Source organism: Gilliamella sp. CG16 (assembly GCF_046635785.1).
GTDB classification, from domain to species: Bacteria; Pseudomonadota; Gammaproteobacteria; order Enterobacterales; family Orbaceae; genus Gilliamella; species Gilliamella apicola_I.
Genome location: NZ_JBIDFL010000003.1, coordinates 12790 through 31306, shown reverse-complemented (window position 1 = coordinate 31306; position 18517 = coordinate 12790). Strand labels below are relative to the sequence as shown.

Below are 18517 nucleotides of genomic sequence, written 5' to 3'. Positions count from 1 at the left end.
AATAACTTAATTTTTATACTTTATTTTATATTCATAATAAGAAATAGCCATAAATAAAAATAATAATCTAACACATAGGGTTAGTTAACCCTATGTGAAATATGTAATTTACTATTTATTAGCCTCATTATTTTCAACCTTTATTTTTGGCGGTAATGGTGCTAAATAACCGATGATTAGCATCAGTATTGCTATAGCAATAAATGCAAATGCTTTCAATAATCCCTCAAGTTCAATGCTATCAATCAAAATTAACTTGATTACGACAATAGTTTGGAGTGTTACTCCTGTAAACCATGTAATACGTTGTTGATAACGATGACCAATAGTGACTAAGACAACGGCAACAAGCGTCCATATAAGTGAAATTGTTGCTTGAATGATTTTGGAATTCCATAATTGATAAAACGACCAAGGTATATCAAGCCATTGACTTAAGCATCTCAAAATCATACTGTTGGTCCATAAACAAGCCATGACAATTAATAGTATGGTAGCAAAATTAGGCAATTTTTGATTAATGTTAGACAGACTAATTTTCTGATCATCAAATTGTATGAAATAAGCGCTGAATTTTATCCAAATTCGAATCATGAGTAAGGCAAAAATTGCACTCAATTCAAGCGGATTAAATATTGGTATATAAGGCCAATTGATTATTTGACCACTATAAAAGATAAATATGAATAATTTCACAAATAAATAAATTATGATAGGGGCTAAACCTATTAACCAATAAGTTTTACTAATCGCAAAATGAGTTAATAATCTTTTTTTAACAAGAAGATAAAATAATAATACAATACCGCTATCCAGGAAGAATAATGTACAGTATTGAATAGTCTCTAAGCTTAGTGGTAATAAACTTAAACTATTCTTAATTTCAAAGAATAACCAATCTAAAGTCATCAAAAACAAACTAATATGCAGGATTAAATAAAAATAATTTTGAGCCTTAATTAATCTGTCTTTGATAATATACAAATAAAAATAGCAACTCAAAAAGGCGATTGCCCAAACCATGTTCCAGTTAGTCGTCAATAAATTAGTATCAAATAAGAATTTTTCATTGATTAATCGTAAAAATAACATGATCGGCCAGAGCAGTAAAACAGCAAATTTGAGCATAGTCCATTTTAGTTTTTGACCGATGTAATACCAGACCCATGTAGCAATTAGGAAAGCTAAAAGTAAAATTGGTAGTTTATGTGCTATTTGGTCAATTCTTATAATGCTATATAGAATCCAGATTACCCAAGCGTGGCTAGCCAATACAAAAAATACGATTTTGAAAATGTTACCCCAATTATTTTGATTACAGTAATAGTGCCAAATAAGAGCATTAATCAGTAAAATCAGGCTAATCAATCCTAAAAAGAGTATATTTTCTGTGACGGTAAAGACTAAATTAGGCAAATTATAACATAAGTATAGCAAACTAAATGTATTAATGAATGCCCCTAGCATGGCAAATTTGAACTGTCTGTTATTGAGCATTACCCAACTTAATGCAGTGCCTTCAAACAACCAAATTAATACTGTCCATTCAAGATTAAACCAAAGAGCAATCGCTAATGTAATAAAAGAGAGTCCTATTGCAATACCAAACAATGAACTTGTTCTTGATGTAAATCGATTGTAATGTAACGTGATAAAAAATATTGTTAAATAAAATATTCCAAATCCCAATGAAGAAAATGTCGGTCCAAGCGGCCATTGTCGCGTAATAGCATATTGCAACATGAAGGCAGTTATAGGGGTGCCAAAAAATAAAATAATATCAATAATATGTGGATGGTTTTTTTTATTAGTTTTAGGACCAGCTAATGAGGTAGCTAAAATGCCATAGGTTATCATGTTAACGATGATAAAAAACTGGCATTCAGTATAAAATTCTGGGCGAAAATTAATTATTCCCCATGATGAGGTAATTACAAAAGTAAATACAAATCCTATTAAGTTAAGTATTCGCCATGATTGCCAAATACTAATTACTAAAATTGCACTCGAAATGACGGAATAATAACTGAATAATGTAATGTGATTATCTGAATTTGTTGATAACAATATCGGGGCTAAATAGCCACCAATACTGGCAATAATTGCCAAACTCATTGCGCGTTGTAAAACAGCGAATAAAACGCTCACTGAACAAAGGGTGATTAATAAAATAATAGCAACTAAGAATGGAATAAGTGCATAAAGTTTACAGGCTGCAAATATAGTTAAATATAAAATACCTACAGAACCGCCTTGTAATATTAGGGCATATATCCGTTTTTTTGTGCGTAAATACCAACCAAACACAAATAATACTAAACCTAAGATCAGTGCACCAAAAATACGAACATTAGGTAAGATTAATTGATTTTCAATACTATGCTTAAATAAATATGAAAGACCAAAAAATAGGATAATAATGCCAACCTTAGCTATCAAATTGCCTTGAAAAAGCCAGGTAAAAAACGAATTGAAAACACTGGGGTTTTTGCCTTGTTTGGTTGATTGATTTCTTGATGGCGAGCTTTCCCATGGTTGATGTTGTGATGTTTGTGTTGACGTTACCGGTTGAATATTGGTTAGTTGTTGTAAATCATTGGTGTTTTCTGATTGCTCAACATATTCAGGTTTTTTTTCAGCGATTTTTACATCCTGTTCAATAGTGGCTTTGAGGTTGGAATGAACAAGATCAGATTCTACCGACTTAGTATTGTTTTCTGTTAATTCATAACGTTGAATTTTTTTTGTTAGCTCATTAATTTGAGATTGTAAATTGTCTAAACTTGAATTCAAACATAAACTGATTATTATCACTATTGAAATCAGTAGAACGAAAATCAATAGTATTGTAAATGTGCTTATCATATTTCTTATATTTCTGAGATATTTTTTTATTAGTTACGGTATATTATATGTAATCGATAACAAATAACAAGGTGAATTACAACACAATAAATGTTTTAAAGATAGCCACATTGTTTACTTTCTTTTATACTATTAGTCTATTTTTTTTACCTGTTTTTGGCTTAAAAAGAGTAATTAGCATGAAAATTTTAGCTGGTTCTTCTGCTGTATCTGCATTTCGTATTCATAAACTTCTCTCTGCTTGTTCTGAACAATCTATCCCTATTATGAGTGTTGAAGCACAATATTTGCATTTTATTGATTTGAAAGGTGAATTAACTTTTGCCCAGCAGCTAACCCTTGAGAAATTATTACAATACGGGCCTAAATCGGCTCAAATCACTGTTTCGAACAAATCAAACAAAACGCTTTTTTTAGTTATACCAAGAATAGGGACAATTTCACCATGGTCATCAAAAGCCACCGATATAGCGCATAATTGTGGTTTACGACAAATTCAACGCATTGAGCGAGGCATTGCTTATTATATTCAAACGAGTTCACCGTTGACTGATATACAAAAAAACGATTTTTTGGCATTCATTCATGATCGAATGATGGAAACAGTTTTGACTTGTCTGGAACAAGCAGAACAGTTATTTAAAGTCGAACAACCTGTTCCTGTGACTACTATTGATTTGTTAGGTCAGGGGCGTAAGGCATTAGAAGCGGCAAATATTAAATTAGGCTTAGCGTTAGCGTCAGATGAAATGGATTATTTAGTTGAAAACTTCCAAAAACTCAATCGTAATCCAACGGATGTCGAGCTTTATATGTTTGCGCAAGCAAATTCAGAACATTGTCGACACAAAATTTTTAATGCCGATTGGGTTATAGATGGTGAAAAACAGCCTAAATCGCTGTTTAAAATGATTAAAAATACTTATGAAAAGACACCCGATTATGTTTCTTCTGCATATAAAGATAATGCGGCGGTGATGGATGGCTCTCAAGTTGGACGTTTTTTTGCTGATAGCGATAATCAAACTTACGGTTATCATCAGGAATATGCCGATATTTTGATGAAGGTTGAAACACATAATCATCCCACAGCGATATCACCTTGGCCAGGCGCAGCAACGGGTAGTGGGGGGGAAATTCGTGATGAAGGCGCAACCGGACGAGGCGCAAAACCGAAAGCGGGTTTAGTCGGATTTTCGGTTTCCAATTTGCGTATCCCCCATTTTGAGCAACCGTGGGAACACGATTTTGGTAAACCTGACCGAATTGTCAGTGCGTTAGATATTATGCTCGATGGCCCATTAGGTGGTGCTGCATTTAATAATGAATTTGGTCGCCCTGCGCTATTGGGGTATTTTCGTACCTATGAAGAATACGTTAATAGCCACAATGGTTATGAGCTTCGTGGTTATCATAAACCAATAATGCTTGCCGGAGGCATGGGCAATATTCGTCGAGAACATATTCAAAAAGGTGAGTTTCCTGCTGGTTCTAAGTTAATTGTGTTAGGTGGGCCGGCAATGAATATTGGTTTAGGAGGAGGTGCGGCATCATCAATGGCATCGGGACAATCTGATGCAGATTTAGATTTTGCGTCAGTGCAGCGTGATAATCCCGAAATGGAACGTCGTTGTCAGGAAGTCATCGATCGGTGTTGGCAACTTGGCAAAAATAATCCTATTTTATTTATTCACGATGTAGGGGCTGGTGGTCTCTCAAATGCGATGCCAGAGCTGGTCAGTGATGGTGGCTGTGGTGGTCAATTTGAATTACGGAAAATTTTAAGCGATGAACCCGGAATGTCACCGCTAGAGATTTGGTGTAATGAATCACAAGAACGTTATGTTCTCGCCATTCACCCAGATAGTCTTGATGTATTTGATGAACTTTGTCAACGTGAACGCGCACCGTATGCGGTAATTGGTGAAGCTACGTTTGATAAAACGGTGGCACTACATGATGAGTATTTTAATAATAATCCGATCGATTTACCTTTAGATGTTTTATTGGGTAAAACACCTAAAATGTTAAGAGAAGTCAAAACACAACAAGCACATGGCGATAATTTTTCAACGGCTGATATCAATTTATATGATGCGGTTAAACGGGTTTTACATTTACCGACCGTTGCTGAAAAAACGTTTTTAATTACTATCGGTGATCGCACTGTTACCGGTATGGTTGCACGAGACCAAATGATTGGGCCATGGCAAGTACCGGTCGCTGATTGTGCTGTGACAACGGCGAGTTTAGATAGTTATTATGGTGAAACCATGTCAATGGGGGAACGGGCACCGGTTGCTTTACTTAACTTTGCTGCCTCGGCAAGACTTGCCGTGGGTGAAGCCATTACCAATATAGCGGCAACTAACATTGGCGATATCAAGCGAATTAAGCTTTCAGCTAACTGGATGGCTGCAGCAGGCCACCCAGGTGAAGATGCTGGACTTTATCATGCCGTAAAAGCGATTGGTGAAGAATTATGCCCAATATTAGGGTTGGCCATTCCAGTTGGTAAAGACTCCATGTCGATGAAAACCACATGGCAACAAAATGGTGAACAACAATCGGTAACCTCACCATTATCGTTAGTCATTTCGGCTTTTGCTCGTGTTGAAGATGTCCGTAAAACAGTAACTCCCCAATTACGAGTTGATGTTGATAATACTTTATTACTTGTTGATCTTTCCAAAGGTCATCAAGCACTGGGTGCGACTGCATTGGCACAGGTTTATCGTCACTTAGGGCAAAAAACAGCTGATGTACATGATGCTAAAGAGCTTTTAGCTTTTTATCAGGCTATCCAAACGCTTATCAATCAAGATGCGTTACTTGCTTACCATGATCGCTCAGATGGCGGATTAATTATCACATTAGCTGAAATGGCTTTTGCCAGTCATTGTGGGATTGATGTTGATATTGCAGCATTAGGTCACGATATGATTGCCACCCTGTTTAATGAAGAACTGGGTGCTGTCATTCAGGTGGCAAACGAGCATCTGGAAAGTGTCATGGCATGTTTTAATCAATATGGATTGTCACATACCGTTCATGTGCTTGGTGAAGCAAAGACGGGGCAACAATTTATTATTCGCAACAACTCAGCTGTAGTTTACAGTGAATCACGTACCACGTTACGAACATGGTGGGCTGAAACCACCTGGCAGATGCAACGTCTACGTGATAATCCACAATGTGCAGATCAAGAACATCAAGCGAAACAAAACGAAAGTGATCCTGGTTTAAGTGTAAAACTTACCTTTGATCCTCAGAATGATATTGCTGCTCCTTATATAGTTAAAGGCGTTAAACCCAAAGTCGCCATTTTACGTGAACAGGGCGTTAATTCCCATGTTGAGATGGCTGCTGCATTTGACAGAGCGGGGTTTGATGCCATTGATGTGCATATGACGGATTTATTAAAAGGTCGTGTATCATTGAGTCAATTTAGTACATTGGTTGCTTGTGGTGGTTTTTCTTATGGTGATGTTTTAGGTGCAGGTGAAGGTTGGGCAAAATCAATATTGTTTAACGAAAAAGTTCGACAAGAGTTTGAAACATTCTTTCAACGTGATAACACTTTATCATTAGGCGTCTGTAATGGTTGTCAAATGATGTCAAATTTGAAGGATTTGATCCCTGGTGCAGAATTATGGCCTCGTTTTGTTCGTAATGTATCGGAACGTTTTGAAGCTCGCTTTAGCTTGGTACAAATTCAACAAAGCCCTTCTTTACTATTAAGTGATATGGCAGGTTCGCATATGCCAATCGCAGTTTCACATGGTGAAGGACAAGTCGAAACGCGTGATCAAGCGCATCTAAATGCGTTAGAAGCATCAGGTTTAATTGCTGTTCGTTATATCGATCATTTTGGACAAGTGACCGAGCAATATCCAGCTAATCCTAACGGTTCACCAAATGGAATAACTGCTGTCACATCACAAGATGGTCGAGCAACGATTATGATGCCGCACCCTGAACGAGTGTTTCGAACGGTAACAAATTCATGGCATCCTGAAAATTGGGGAGAAGATAGTCCTTGGATGCGTATTTTCCGTAATGCACGTAAGCAACTAGGCTAAAAAAATCGCCGGCAAATTGTCGGCGATAGCATTTTATCTAAACTAACATATTTATGATTGTAGTGACTGTTTTTGTCGATTAAGTAATGGTTTTCCTAAAAGAGTATTCATTTTTCGTAACAGCTGATCGGTTGTTTCCCAATTAATACAAGCATCCGTCACCGATACACCATATTTAAAGTTTTCTTTCGGTTGTTCGGAAGATTGATTGCCTTCGTTTAAATTACTTTCAATCATCACGCCAATAATAGCATTATTACCTTGTTCAATTTGGTCAATGATTGAGTTAGCAACAATGGGTTGATTTCGATAATCTTTATTAGAATTAGCATGGCTGCAATCAATCATAAGATTAGGTAGTAAGCCTGCTTTTTGCATTTGGATCTCACAGAGTGCAACATTTTCAGCATCAAAATTAGGTGCTTTACCACCTCGTAAAATGACATGTCCATTTGGATTGCCCAGTGTTTGAAGTACGGTAACTTGTCCTTGCTGATTAATTCCGACAAAACGGTGTGCCATTGAAGCCGATTTCATCGCATTTATAGCGACATCTAAGCTACCATCAGTCCCATTTTTAAAACCAACAGGCATTGAAAGACCCGATGCCATTTCACGATGAGTTTGTGATTCTGTTGTTCTTGCCCCAATTGCAGCCCAACTAATTAAATCACCAATATATTGCGGTGTGTTGGGATCGAGAGCTTCGGTCGCGATTGGTAACCCAATTTTGACAATATCAAGTAATAATTTACGTGCTTTTTTTAGACCAAATTCAATATCAAACGAACTATCCATATGCGGATCATTGATCATACCTTTCCAACCAACAGTGGTTCGTGGTTTTTCAAAATAGACACGCATAACAATAAATAGATTATCTTTAACTTCGTCAGCTAGTTTTTTTAACTTATGTGCATATTCAATGGCAGCATCAGTATCATGAATAGAGCAAGGGCCGCATACAATTAATAAGCGGTGATCTCGGCGTTCTAAAATATCAACTATGGTTTGACGTGATGATGCAATTTGCGTTTCTAATTCATGTGATAAAGGGTAAAGCGCTTTTATTTCTTCAGGGGTAATTAACATGTGCTCATCTCGAATTCGGACATTATTGAGTGTATCTTTTAACATTTTGCATTCCTTATGAGAGTCATTTAAATATTTTATATGTAAAATATTTATTACATAAACGGACAATATGTAAACACAAAAATACAATGTAGTAAACCAAATTTTTTAAATCTTAAATAATAAAGATTGTTTTATGTGTTGTATCTATAAATTATCTGTTTTTTATAGATTACAATGAATAGATCGATAATATTATTTTAACTGTAATTATTTTTTTACAATCTATATAGATTAATCGATATACGTGTAATGACACAGGCTTTAAAACCTGCTGTTAATGGTTTGAATAATTGCAGGAGGGGAGTGATATTTCATTTATATTAATAAATTTTAAGAGGGAACATATTTGGTAATAAATCTCATTTTTATAAATAGACGCTAATAAAACCTGATAGTGACTTAATCGTTCAATATTATCCGTGCTTGGATTGATAACGATAAAAACGTCACTATTAGTTAATTAGTTCAATTTAAGTTCGCGCTATCGATTGTATGACTACATTTTTATCAATTCCATCAATCACTTCAGCATGACCAATCTGGGTTGGAATCACTAATCTCAGTTTGCCTGATAAGACTTTTTTGTCACGGAGCATGTGTGGTATATAAGATTCAATCGACATTTGTGTTGGTCTAACAACGGGTAGATTGGCTTTTATGAGTAAATTTTTAATGCGATCGACTTCTGTCAATGAAAGTTTACCCAGTATGGATGCAGTATGCGCAGCCATGACCATTCCTACACTGACAGCTTCTCCATGTAACCAATTGCCATAGCCGAGTTCGGCTTCGATCGCATGTCCATATGTATGACCAAGGTTTAGTATTGCTCGCATATCTTGCTCGGTTTCATCTGCGGCTACCACTTGGGCTTTAAGCTCACAGCATCGATAAATACAGTAACTTAGTGCATTTACATCTAAATTGAGTAAATCATTAATATGCAGCTCTAACCAATTAAAAAAATCACTATCTAAAATAATGCCATACTTAATCACTTCTGCTAAACCTGCCGAAAGTTCACGCTGTGGTAGCGTTTTTAGACAATGAAGATCAATGACAACTGCTTGCGGCTGATAAAATGCGCCGATCATATTTTTGCCCAATGGGTGATTAATCGCGGTTTTACCGCCTACCGATGAATCAACTTGGGAAAGTAACGTCGTGGGTACTTGGATGAATTTAATACCACGTTGATAAGCTGAAGCTGCAAATCCTGCTACATCACCAATTACGCCACCACCTAATGCAATCAGGATTGAATTACGGGTATGGTTATAGGCAAGTAACGCCGTTAACATCTTGTTCCATGTTTCCATCGTTTTGTATTGTTCACCGTCAGGAACAATAACACAATCCGTTTCAATGCCATGCGTCTCAAGCATGTCGGTTAGATTTTGCAAATAAAGTGGTGCAATGGTTTCATTTGTTGCAATCATTACCCGTTGACCTGCTTGAAGTTTAAAATGTTCAAATTCATTAAGAAGGTTTTCACCAATAGTGATGGGATAGCTACGTTTTGCTAGTGCCACATTTAGAATTTTTTGCATAATTATTTCCAAACAAGTTCAAGTCGAGTTAATGTTGCATGTTAGCGATAAAAATGTGGCAGTGCAACATAGAATCATTTAAACTTATCGGCAATTTTGTTTTATGAAATTAAATTTTATATGGCTATATCTATTGTTTTAGCACAAAAAAATTGGCGTGTGGGTGATATAGAAGGCAATACTGAGCAGATTATTGAACTGATCAAGCGCCATTCATGCCACGACCTGATTATATTCTCTGAACTGGCTTTATGTGGTTATCCACCAGAGGATCTTATTTTCCGCTCCGATTTTAAAGCTCGTTGCCAAAAAGCGTTATTGTCTATTCAAGATGTAAGCAAGCAGTGTGCTGTTATAGTCGGTCATCCATCCTGGCAAAATGGAGAAATTTATAATTCACTTTCATTTTTTTCGGAAGGAAAACAGTTGGCTTGTTATCATAAGCAGCTGTTGCCAAACTATGATGTCTTTGATGAAAAGCGTTATTTTACAGCCGGTAATCAGAGCGGTATTGTAAATTTTAAAGGAAAAAAATTAGGTTTATTGATTTGCGAAGATCTTTGGCAAAATGCCCCTATCGATCAGCTTAGTGAACAAAAAGTTGATTTGGTGATCACAATAAACGCTTCTCCCTATGATTATCAAAAACAGAAAAATCGTCAAACATTGATCCAAGATCATGCTACACGAACACAACTACCGATTGTTTATGTTAATCAAATTGGAGGGCAAGATGAGTTAATCTTTGACGGCGGTTCGTTTGTTTGCAATGAAAAAGGAGAGATTGTTTGTCAACTTAATCATTTTGAAGAACAAATTACTCATTTTGAATTTGGTCTCGATCATCCAGCATTGGAAATTCGTCAGAATCATGATTTAGCTTCTGTTTATGATGCGTTAGTGCTTGCGACACGTGATTATATTACGAAAAATGGTTTTCAAGGCGCAGTATTAGGGCTTTCAGGAGGGATTGATTCTGCTTTAACACTCGCCATTGCGGTTGATGCGCTAGGTAAAGATAAAGTACAAGCGGTAATGATGCCGTTTCGATATACCGCTGATATCAGTATCGCTGATGCTAAAGAAGAAGCCGAAATTTTAGGTGTAGAATTTGATATTGTATCAATAGAACCAATGTTTGATGCATTTATGTCGTCTTTAAGTCCAATGTTTGCCGGTACACAAAAAGATACTACTGAAGAGAATTTACAAGCCCGTTGTCGGGGTGTCATTTTAATGGCACTTTCTAATAAATGTCGCAGACTGGTGTTAACAACGGGTAATAAAAGTGAAATGTCGGTCGGTTATGCCACGCTTTATGGGGACATGGCAGGCGGATTTGATGTACTTAAAGATGTTCCTAAAACCTTGGTTTTTGCATTATCCAAATATCGAAATACACGATCTTATGTTATTCCAGAACGTGTCATTACTCGTCCGCCTTCTGCCGAACTTGCACCTGATCAGAAAGATGAAGATAGTTTACCTCCTTATGATATTTTAGACGGTATTTTAAAAGGCTATGTTGAGCAGGATCTTTCCGTTGCAGAACTGGTTGAGCAAGGCTATGATGAATCAACAGTAAGACGAGTCATAAAATTAGTTGATATTAATGAATATAAACGACGCCAATCAGCAGTAGGGCCTAAAATTACGGCACGTAACTTTGGTAAAGGCAGACGCTATCCGATTACTTCTGCTTTTGGATTTAAGAATTGGTAATATCGAATAAAAGGCAAATAGAGATGAAAAAAATTGAAGCGATTATCAAACCCTTTAAATTAGATGACATTCGAGAGGCGCTTGCTGATCAAGGTATTACTGGTATGACGGTGACCGAAGTTAAAGGTTTTGGTCGACAAAAAGGACATACCGAGCTTTATCGTGGTGCTGAATATATGGTGGATTTTTTACCCAAAGTAAAAATTGAACTGATAGTTCCTGATGATATTTTGGAAATGTGTATTGAAACAATTATGAAAACAGCACAGACAGGAAAAATTGGGGACGGTAAGATTTTTGTGTATAACGTAGAACAAGTAATACGTATTCGAACGGGTGAAATGGACGAGTTAGCAATTTAATTCATCAAATGTTACTGGATATCAGGGCGTTCTCGCCTAAGCAGTTCAGATGTGACGGCGCCTTGAATCGAACACATAAGTAAAGTCATACTGCCGTTTTTCTCAAGTAATAGCAATTTTTCAATCGTATTTGGTGCAGGAATCGTTTTCACACCAACAACAGTACCTGTATTAGTATGCCAAACTTGATTATCATCATTGAGGCTCCGAATTTTAGGATTGGCAATATAAAGCTGGTTATCTTCCATGTTTTTCCAGTTTAGATAATTTAATGTATTTTTGATCTGATTAATATCATTATCAATGATGAATCCCCAAAAATAATATTTGCCAATTTTACCTAAATCCATTGCACTGTCATAGTAACCTTTTATGGTTAAATTTTTGTATTTGATAGGCAGCGAAAAATACATAAAATTTTTACCCGTATCAAATCGATTAGTGACAGGAATATAAGCCAGATTACCGTCAAAAATTTGGACATTGGTAAAACGTTTTAACTCATCTTTATTGCTATAAACAGTATTGAAAAAATTTGGATTACACAGGACGAACGAATCTATTAGTGGTTGTCGATCAGCAGATGCCACAAACGAAAAAAATAGAGAAAATAAACCAAAAATTTTTTTAATCATGATAATGGATAAAGACAAAATGAATTTAATAAAATCTACTGGAACAGATTGTATAATTATTAAGTCAGAATAACAATCTTTAAGCTACTTTTCTTTTGGAATTCTGGGGCGAAATACACCTAAAATTTACAATTGCAACACTTTTTTTGATATTTGTCAGTAATAACAATAAATCTTTCGATAATTAATAACTTTTGTCTAATTATGGAAGACAGATCGCAATAATGATTAATGGATACGAAAATTAGTTGGAGTATTGAGTAAAATACGATAGTTTTGATTTGATTATTAAGTTGGTTAAGTGATTTAGTACAGAATTAAGTAAAAAAATGGAAATAAAATATGAGTTCAACCTTTGCAAATCAAATATTAACAAAATTCTCTGGCTTTAGTGGCATTTCAATTAAAACCTTTTTTGGTGGGTTCAGCATTAGTAGCGATACAACAATGTTTGGATGGATAAGTCAAACGGATTTTTATTTAAGAGGACATACATCATACCGTTCATTCTTTATTGAACAAGGTATGCAACCGCTAACGTTATCATCAGGTGTTTTAACCAAATTACTTGATTATTATAAAGTTAAGGATGAGTGGCTCAATGATCTGCCAAAACTACATTCATTGGCTAAAATGGCAATTGAATATGCTAAACAAGAAAAACATGAAAAAAACGAAATAAAAACGAATCGAATAAAAGAGCTACCCAATATGACATTGTCATTAGAACGATTATTGTGTAGTGTTGGAATTAAAGATGTCGAGACTTATCGTAAAATAGGTTATTTAGAAACCTATCATAAAATTAAGTCTAAAAAAACTGAAATCTCTAAAAATATTCTTTTTGTCTTATATGGTTCATTGCATCGATGCCATGTTGCATCATTATCAAAAACGACTAAAAATGCAATAGAGACTGCATATCAAGCTTTTTTAAAGCAACGAAAAAAAGACTAACATTTCAATCGTCATTTTTGGGTGTTAATTGCACAAATAAAATAATCACTATAGTTATCTAAAAAGCATTCCTGTTTAATGATAATTTTAGATAACTATATTTATGATGATCAAAAGATCAGTTATGAAGATGATCTTCTTCTAGGTGGACGTCTAAACGCTTTTGGCGCTGGTAAGTCAGTCAACAAGGCCGAAGGATCATATTGACTAACAGGGATTGCATGCGCAATGGCTTTTTCAATGGCTGGCAAATTTTGTGAGTATCGTTCACAAGCTAAAGAAATTGAATTACCTTCAGCACCTGCTCGTCCAGTACGACCAATACGGTGACGGTAATCATCGCAATCATCAGGGAGATCATAGTTAAAAACATGTGTTACATTCGGAATATGTAATCCCCGTGCTGCAACATCTGTTGCAACGAGAATATCAATATCACCTCGCGTGAATTGTTCCAAAATAGATAAACGTTTTTTCTGAGCAATATCACCCGTTAATAACCCAACTCGATGACCATCAGCAACTAAATGACGCCAGATTTTTTCACATGCAATTTTAGTATTCGCAAATATGATACAACGCTCAGGCCATTCTTCTTCAATAAGTGTTTGCAATAAAGCTAATTTATCTTCATTGGAAGGGAAAAATAGTTCTTCTTTAATACGATGCCCGATTTTCTGTTCTGGTTCCACTTCAACATATTGAGGATTATTCATATGCTCAAAAGCAAGTTCACGCACATTATGTGTCAACGTTGCAGAAAATAACATCGTTAAGCGTTTTTCGGGTGGTGTCATATGTTTAAAAATCCAACGTACATCTCGAATAAAACCGAGATCAAACATACGATCTGCTTCGTCTAGAACCACAACTTGAATTGATTCTAAATTGATATATTTTTGTTTAGCATAATCAATTAAGCGACCTGTTGTTGCAATTAAAATATCTACACCTGCGGATAACATTTTTAATTGTTTATCATAGCCATCGCCACCATAGGCTAATCCTAATTTTAGTCCGGTTTCTTTAGATAATAACTCTGCATCATGATAAATTTGCACAACTAATTCACGCGTTGGGGCAATAATGATAGCCCTAGGTTGATTCGCTTTATGATCTGGCAAGGGTTGATGATTCAACAAGTAGTTAAATGTTGATGCCAAAAACGCCATTGTTTTGCCTGTTCCAGTTTGTCCTTGACCGGCGATATCAATTCCTTTTGTTGTAAAGGGTAAAGCTTGTTCTTGAATTGGAGTACAATAAACAAACCCTTTTTTCTCAAGTGCTTTAATCACTAATGGATGAAGCGGAAATTGATTAAATGTTGTTTTTGTTAGATAAGATTGAATCATTGTGGTTTTAAGTTTAATTATCGGAATAGTGGGATTATAACATATTAAACTTACGGTCATCACTAATAATTATACCCTATTATAATAATTACTAGCGAAGAAAACGAAAATATCCTAATATAAAACCATGTAATTCTATATTTGGAGAAAATAAATGAGCAATAATATTGTTTCTCTTTCTGAAACTACTTTTGATAATACAATCAAAGAAGCAACAAAACCTGTATTGGTTGATTTTTGGGCTGAATGGTGTGGGCCGTGTAAAATGTTAGCCCCAATTTTAGAAGAAGTTGCCCAAGAATATAGTGATAAAATTGTGATTGCAAAATTAGATGTGCAAGAAAACCCAAATATTGCACCGAAATTTGGTATTAGAGGCATCCCAACACTATTGATTTTTAAAAATGGTCAAGTGGTTGCAACTCAAGTTGGTGTATTGTCTAAAGCTCAACTTAAAAGTTTCATTGATGAACAACTTTAATGTTGTTTTAGATTTTTCGAATAAATTAATTTTAGTACCTAAAGCATAAAAAGAGTAATTAAATTGCGTATTACTCTTTTACTCATTCACTTATTGTAATAATAATATTTACAAATTTATTAAAACAAACTGAATTTATTATAGACATATTACTGTTTTTAGTGTAAATTGCTAGCTCTTACGAAGACCCCTTTCTACAATTCATTGTTTTTCTTGATAAAGTGGTGAAAATTCTATATTCAGATATTAAATTATCATTAAAAGCTTCATAACAGATTGAATTTGTGTATTGTCAGAGAGAGAATTTTTTTATAAGTAAATGAAACGAATATACAAAAATAACATTAATTGCAAACATATCAATTTTATCCTCAAGAATTTTTAAAATTATGAATTTAACTGAATTAAAAAACACATCTGTTTCCGAGCTAGTAGCGCTTGGTGAAAAAACAATGGGGCTAGAAAATCTTGCCCGTCTTAGAAAACAAGACATTATCTTTGCAATCCTTAAACAACATGCCAAAAGCGGTGAAGATATTTTTGGTGATGGTGTGCTTGAAATTTTGCAAGATGGATTCGGATTTTTACGCTCAGCTGATAGCTCTTATTTAGCGGGGCCGGATGATATTTATGTCTCACCAAGTCAAATTAGACGATTCAATTTAAGGACTGGTGATACCATAGCAGGTAAAATCAGACCGCCTAAGGAAGGCGAGCGTTATTTTGCTTTGTTAAAAGTGAATGAAGTCAATCACGACAAGCCTGAAGATGCCCGCAATAAAATTCTTTTCGAAAACTTAACTCCACTTCATCCTAATTCTCGTTTACGTATGGAACGTGGGAATGGATCAACTGAAGATATCACCGCCAGAGTACTTGATTTAGCTTCGCCAATTGGTAAAGGTCAACGTGGTTTAATCGTTGCTCCACCGAAAGCGGGTAAAACAATGTTGTTGCAAAATATTGCTCAAAGTTTAGCGGTTAATCATCCTGAATGTGAACTGGTCGTATTGATGATTGATGAACGTCCAGAAGAAGTTACCGAAATGCAACGTTTAGTTAAAGGTGAAGTGGTAGCATCAACCTTTGACGAACCAGCAGCAAGACATGTTCAAGTTGCTGAAATGGTTATTGAGCGAGCAAAACGCTTAGTTGAACATAAAAAAGATGTCATTATTTTGTTAGACTCTATTACGCGTTTAGCTCGAGCTTATAACACAGTGGTTCCGTCATCGGGTAAAGTATTAACCGGTGGTGTAGATGCCAATGCGTTACATCGTCCAAAACGCTTTTTTGGTGCTGCTCGTAATGTCGAAGAGGGTGGGAGTTTAACGATTATTGCTACTGCGTTGATTGACACAGGTTCAAAAATGGACGAAGTCATTTACGAAGAGTTTAAAGGTACGGGTAATATGGAAGTGCATTTATCTCGTAAAATTGCTGAGCGTCGTGTCTTCCCAGCTATTGATTTTAACCGTTCAGGTACGCGTAAAGAAGATTTAATGACTTCACCAGATGAACTACAAAAAATGTGGATCTTACGCAAGATTCTTAACCCTATGGGTGAAATCGATGCAATGGAGTTTTTAATTGATAAACTTGCCATGACTAAAACGAATGACGAGTTTTTTGAAATGATGAAACGCTCATGATTTTTATGGTAGAAATGTTAAACCAGTAAAGTTATAAAAATGCCGTATTCTATGCTGATACGGCTTTTTTTGTGGCAAATATAGCATAATTTTATTTTATAAAACTTATTTAAAGTTTTGGATGTTGTTAAAAAACCTTATTAGAAAGGTTATATAAGATTAAATAAAGGAGCCAAATCATGTCTAAACAACAAATCGGTGTTATTGGAATGGCGGTCATGGGGCGTAACCTTGCGCTCAATATTGAAAGTCGTGGGTTTTCTGTTGCTATTTACAACCGTTCTAAAGATAAAACAGAGCAAGTTGTCGCTGAGCATTCCGATAAACAATTGGTTCCTTACTTTACGATTGAAGATTTTGTTAATTCTTTGGAAAAACCACGTCGTATATTAATTATGGTTCAAGCTGGTAAAGGGACTGATGCGGTGATTGATGAGTTACGTCCTTTACTCGATAAAGGCGATATAATCATTGATGGTGGTAATGCTTATTTTGAAGATACGATTCGCCGTAATAAAACACTCTCTGAAGAAGGATTTAACTTTATTGGTGCAGGTGTTTCAGGTGGTGAAGAAGGTGCACTAAAAGGCCCTTCGATTATGCCAGGCGGTCAAAAAGAAGCATACGAATTAGTTGCCCCAATCTTGGAAAAAATTGCCGCTAAAGTAAATGGCGAGCCTTGTGTCACCTATATCGGACCAGATGGGGCAGGTCATTACGTCAAAATGGCTCATAACGGTATTGAATATGGCGACATGCAATTAATTGCTGAAAGTTATTCTTTATTAAAACACGCAGTAGGTTTAAATAATGATGAGCTTGCTCAAGTTTTTACTGAATGGAACAAAGGTGAATTAGATAGTTATCTCATCGAAATTACGGCTGATATCTTTAAACATAAAGATAAAGACGGTAATTATTTAGTGGATGTGATTCTTGATGCAGCGGGTAATAAAGGAACGGGTAAATGGACTAGTCAAAGTGCTTTAGATTTAGGTGAACCCTTATCATTAATTACTGAGTCAGTATTTGCACGCTACCTTTCAGCAATTAAAGAGCAACGTGTTGTGGCATCTAAAGTTTTAAGCGGACCGAAGCAGGTTGCTTATTCGGGAGATAAACAAGCGTTAATTGAAAAAATCCGTAAAGCACTTTATATGGGTAAAATTATCTCTTATGCTCAAGGTTTCGCTCAATTAAAAGCCGCTTCTCATCAATATCAATGGAACTTGAATTATGGTGAAATTGCGAAAATCTTTAGAGCAGGTTGTATTATTCGTGCTCAGTTCTTACAAAAAATCACTGATGCCTATGTGGCGAATAACGAGATTGATAATTTATTACTCGCTCCATACTTTACGCAAACCGTTGAAGCTTATCAACAATCACTGCGTGATGTTGTGTCTTTAGCTGTACAACAAGGGATTGCTGTGCCGACATTATCAGCCGCTATTGCATATTATGATAGCTATCGTTCAGCAGTATTACCAGCTAATCTCATTCAAGCACAACGAGATTATTTTGGTGCTCATACTTATAAACGTACCGACAAAGAAGGTGTTTTCCACACTGATTGGTTGAATAATGAGTCATAGAATATAAAAACTCACTCCTGTTTAAAAAATAAAGTGCAAGTGAGTCTTGCACTTTTTCTTTGTGCTTGATGTTTCTTTGCAAAACAACCTTTCTTATCTTTAGGATTTACATATCAAAAGACTTGTC

The 18517-nt window shown here is 35.5% G+C and carries 12 protein-coding genes; 7 read left to right on the top strand and 5 right to left on the bottom strand.

The genetic code is table 11. The annotated features are described in order from the left end of the window. Window positions 1-111: 111 nt before the first annotated feature. Window positions 112-2793 (bottom strand): DUF2339 domain-containing protein, encoded by a 2682-nt coding sequence (locus tag ACGH47_RS04260; RefSeq protein WP_411622843.1) that lies wholly within the window; start codon window positions 2791-2793, stop codon window positions 112-114. Between the two features lie 251 nt (window positions 2794-3044). Here ACGH47_RS04260 and purL point away from each other — a divergent pair, with 251 nt between their 5' ends. Next, window positions 3045-6947 (top strand): phosphoribosylformylglycinamidine synthase, encoded by a 3903-nt coding sequence (purL, locus tag ACGH47_RS04255; protein WP_411622842.1) that lies wholly within the window; start codon window positions 3045-3047, stop codon window positions 6945-6947. Window positions 6948-6998: 51 nt separating this feature from the next. On the opposite strand, the gene ACGH47_RS04250 is transcribed toward purL, so the two are convergent. After that, entirely contained in the window at window positions 6999-8084 is a 1086-nt protein-coding gene (locus ACGH47_RS04250; protein WP_220216412.1) for a 3-deoxy-7-phosphoheptulonate synthase, read from the bottom strand. Window positions 8085-8554: 470 nt separating this feature from the next. Beyond that, window positions 8555-9634, bottom strand: coding sequence for a 3-dehydroquinate synthase (aroB, locus tag ACGH47_RS04245; protein WP_411622841.1), 1080 nt, complete (start codon window positions 9632-9634; stop codon window positions 8555-8557). 120 nt (window positions 9635-9754) lie between these two features. Here aroB and ACGH47_RS04240 point away from each other — a divergent pair, with 120 nt between their 5' ends. Together ACGH47_RS04240 and glnB are read left to right on the top strand one after the other, a co-directional pair. Continuing rightward, window positions 9755-11356, top strand: a complete 1602-nt coding sequence (locus tag ACGH47_RS04240; protein ID WP_411622840.1) for an NAD+ synthase — start codon at window positions 9755-9757, stop codon at window positions 11354-11356. Between the two features lie 23 nt (window positions 11357-11379). After that, window positions 11380-11718: a nitrogen regulatory protein P-II gene (gene glnB, locus ACGH47_RS04235; protein ID WP_065558663.1), complete on the top strand. Its 339-nt coding sequence runs from the start codon at window positions 11380-11382 to the stop codon at window positions 11716-11718. Between the two features lie 11 nt (window positions 11719-11729). On the opposite strand, the gene ACGH47_RS04230 is transcribed toward glnB, so the two are convergent. Continuing rightward, window positions 11730-12353, bottom strand: coding sequence for a hypothetical protein (locus ACGH47_RS04230; protein WP_267350443.1), 624 nt, complete (start codon window positions 12351-12353; stop codon window positions 11730-11732). Between the two features lie 342 nt (window positions 12354-12695). Between ACGH47_RS04230 and ACGH47_RS04225 the strand changes: the two genes are divergently transcribed. Continuing rightward, window positions 12696-13310 carry a TfoX/Sxy family DNA transformation protein gene (locus tag ACGH47_RS04225; protein ID WP_411622839.1) on the top strand — a complete coding sequence of 205 codons (615 nt, stop codon included), beginning with the start codon at window positions 12696-12698 and terminating at the stop codon, window positions 13308-13310. Window positions 13311-13432: 122 nt separating this feature from the next. Here the strand turns inward: ACGH47_RS04225 and rhlB are convergent, their stop codons facing one another. Next, window positions 13433-14662 (bottom strand): ATP-dependent RNA helicase RhlB, encoded by a 1230-nt coding sequence (gene rhlB / locus ACGH47_RS04220; protein ID WP_267350474.1) that lies wholly within the window; start codon window positions 14660-14662, stop codon window positions 13433-13435. Between the two features lie 154 nt (window positions 14663-14816). On the opposite strand from rhlB, the gene trxA reads away from it, so the two are divergent. From trxA to gndA, 3 genes are all read left to right on the top strand, one after another. Then, complete coding sequence (trxA, locus tag ACGH47_RS04215; RefSeq protein ID WP_267350445.1) at window positions 14817-15143, top strand: thioredoxin TrxA; 327 nt, start codon at window positions 14817-14819, stop codon at window positions 15141-15143. A gap of 389 nt (window positions 15144-15532) precedes the next feature. Further along, the gene (rho, locus tag ACGH47_RS04210; protein ID WP_025314498.1) at window positions 15533-16795 is read left to right on the top strand and encodes a transcription termination factor Rho; all 1263 of its coding nucleotides are present in this window, start codon (window positions 15533-15535) and stop codon (window positions 16793-16795) included. Between the two features lie 179 nt (window positions 16796-16974). Beyond that, window positions 16975-18390 carry an NADP-dependent phosphogluconate dehydrogenase gene (gene gndA / locus ACGH47_RS04205; RefSeq protein ID WP_411622838.1) on the top strand — a complete coding sequence of 472 codons (1416 nt, stop codon included), beginning with the start codon at window positions 16975-16977 and terminating at the stop codon, window positions 18388-18390. The last annotated feature ends 127 nt before the right edge of the window (window positions 18391-18517 follow it).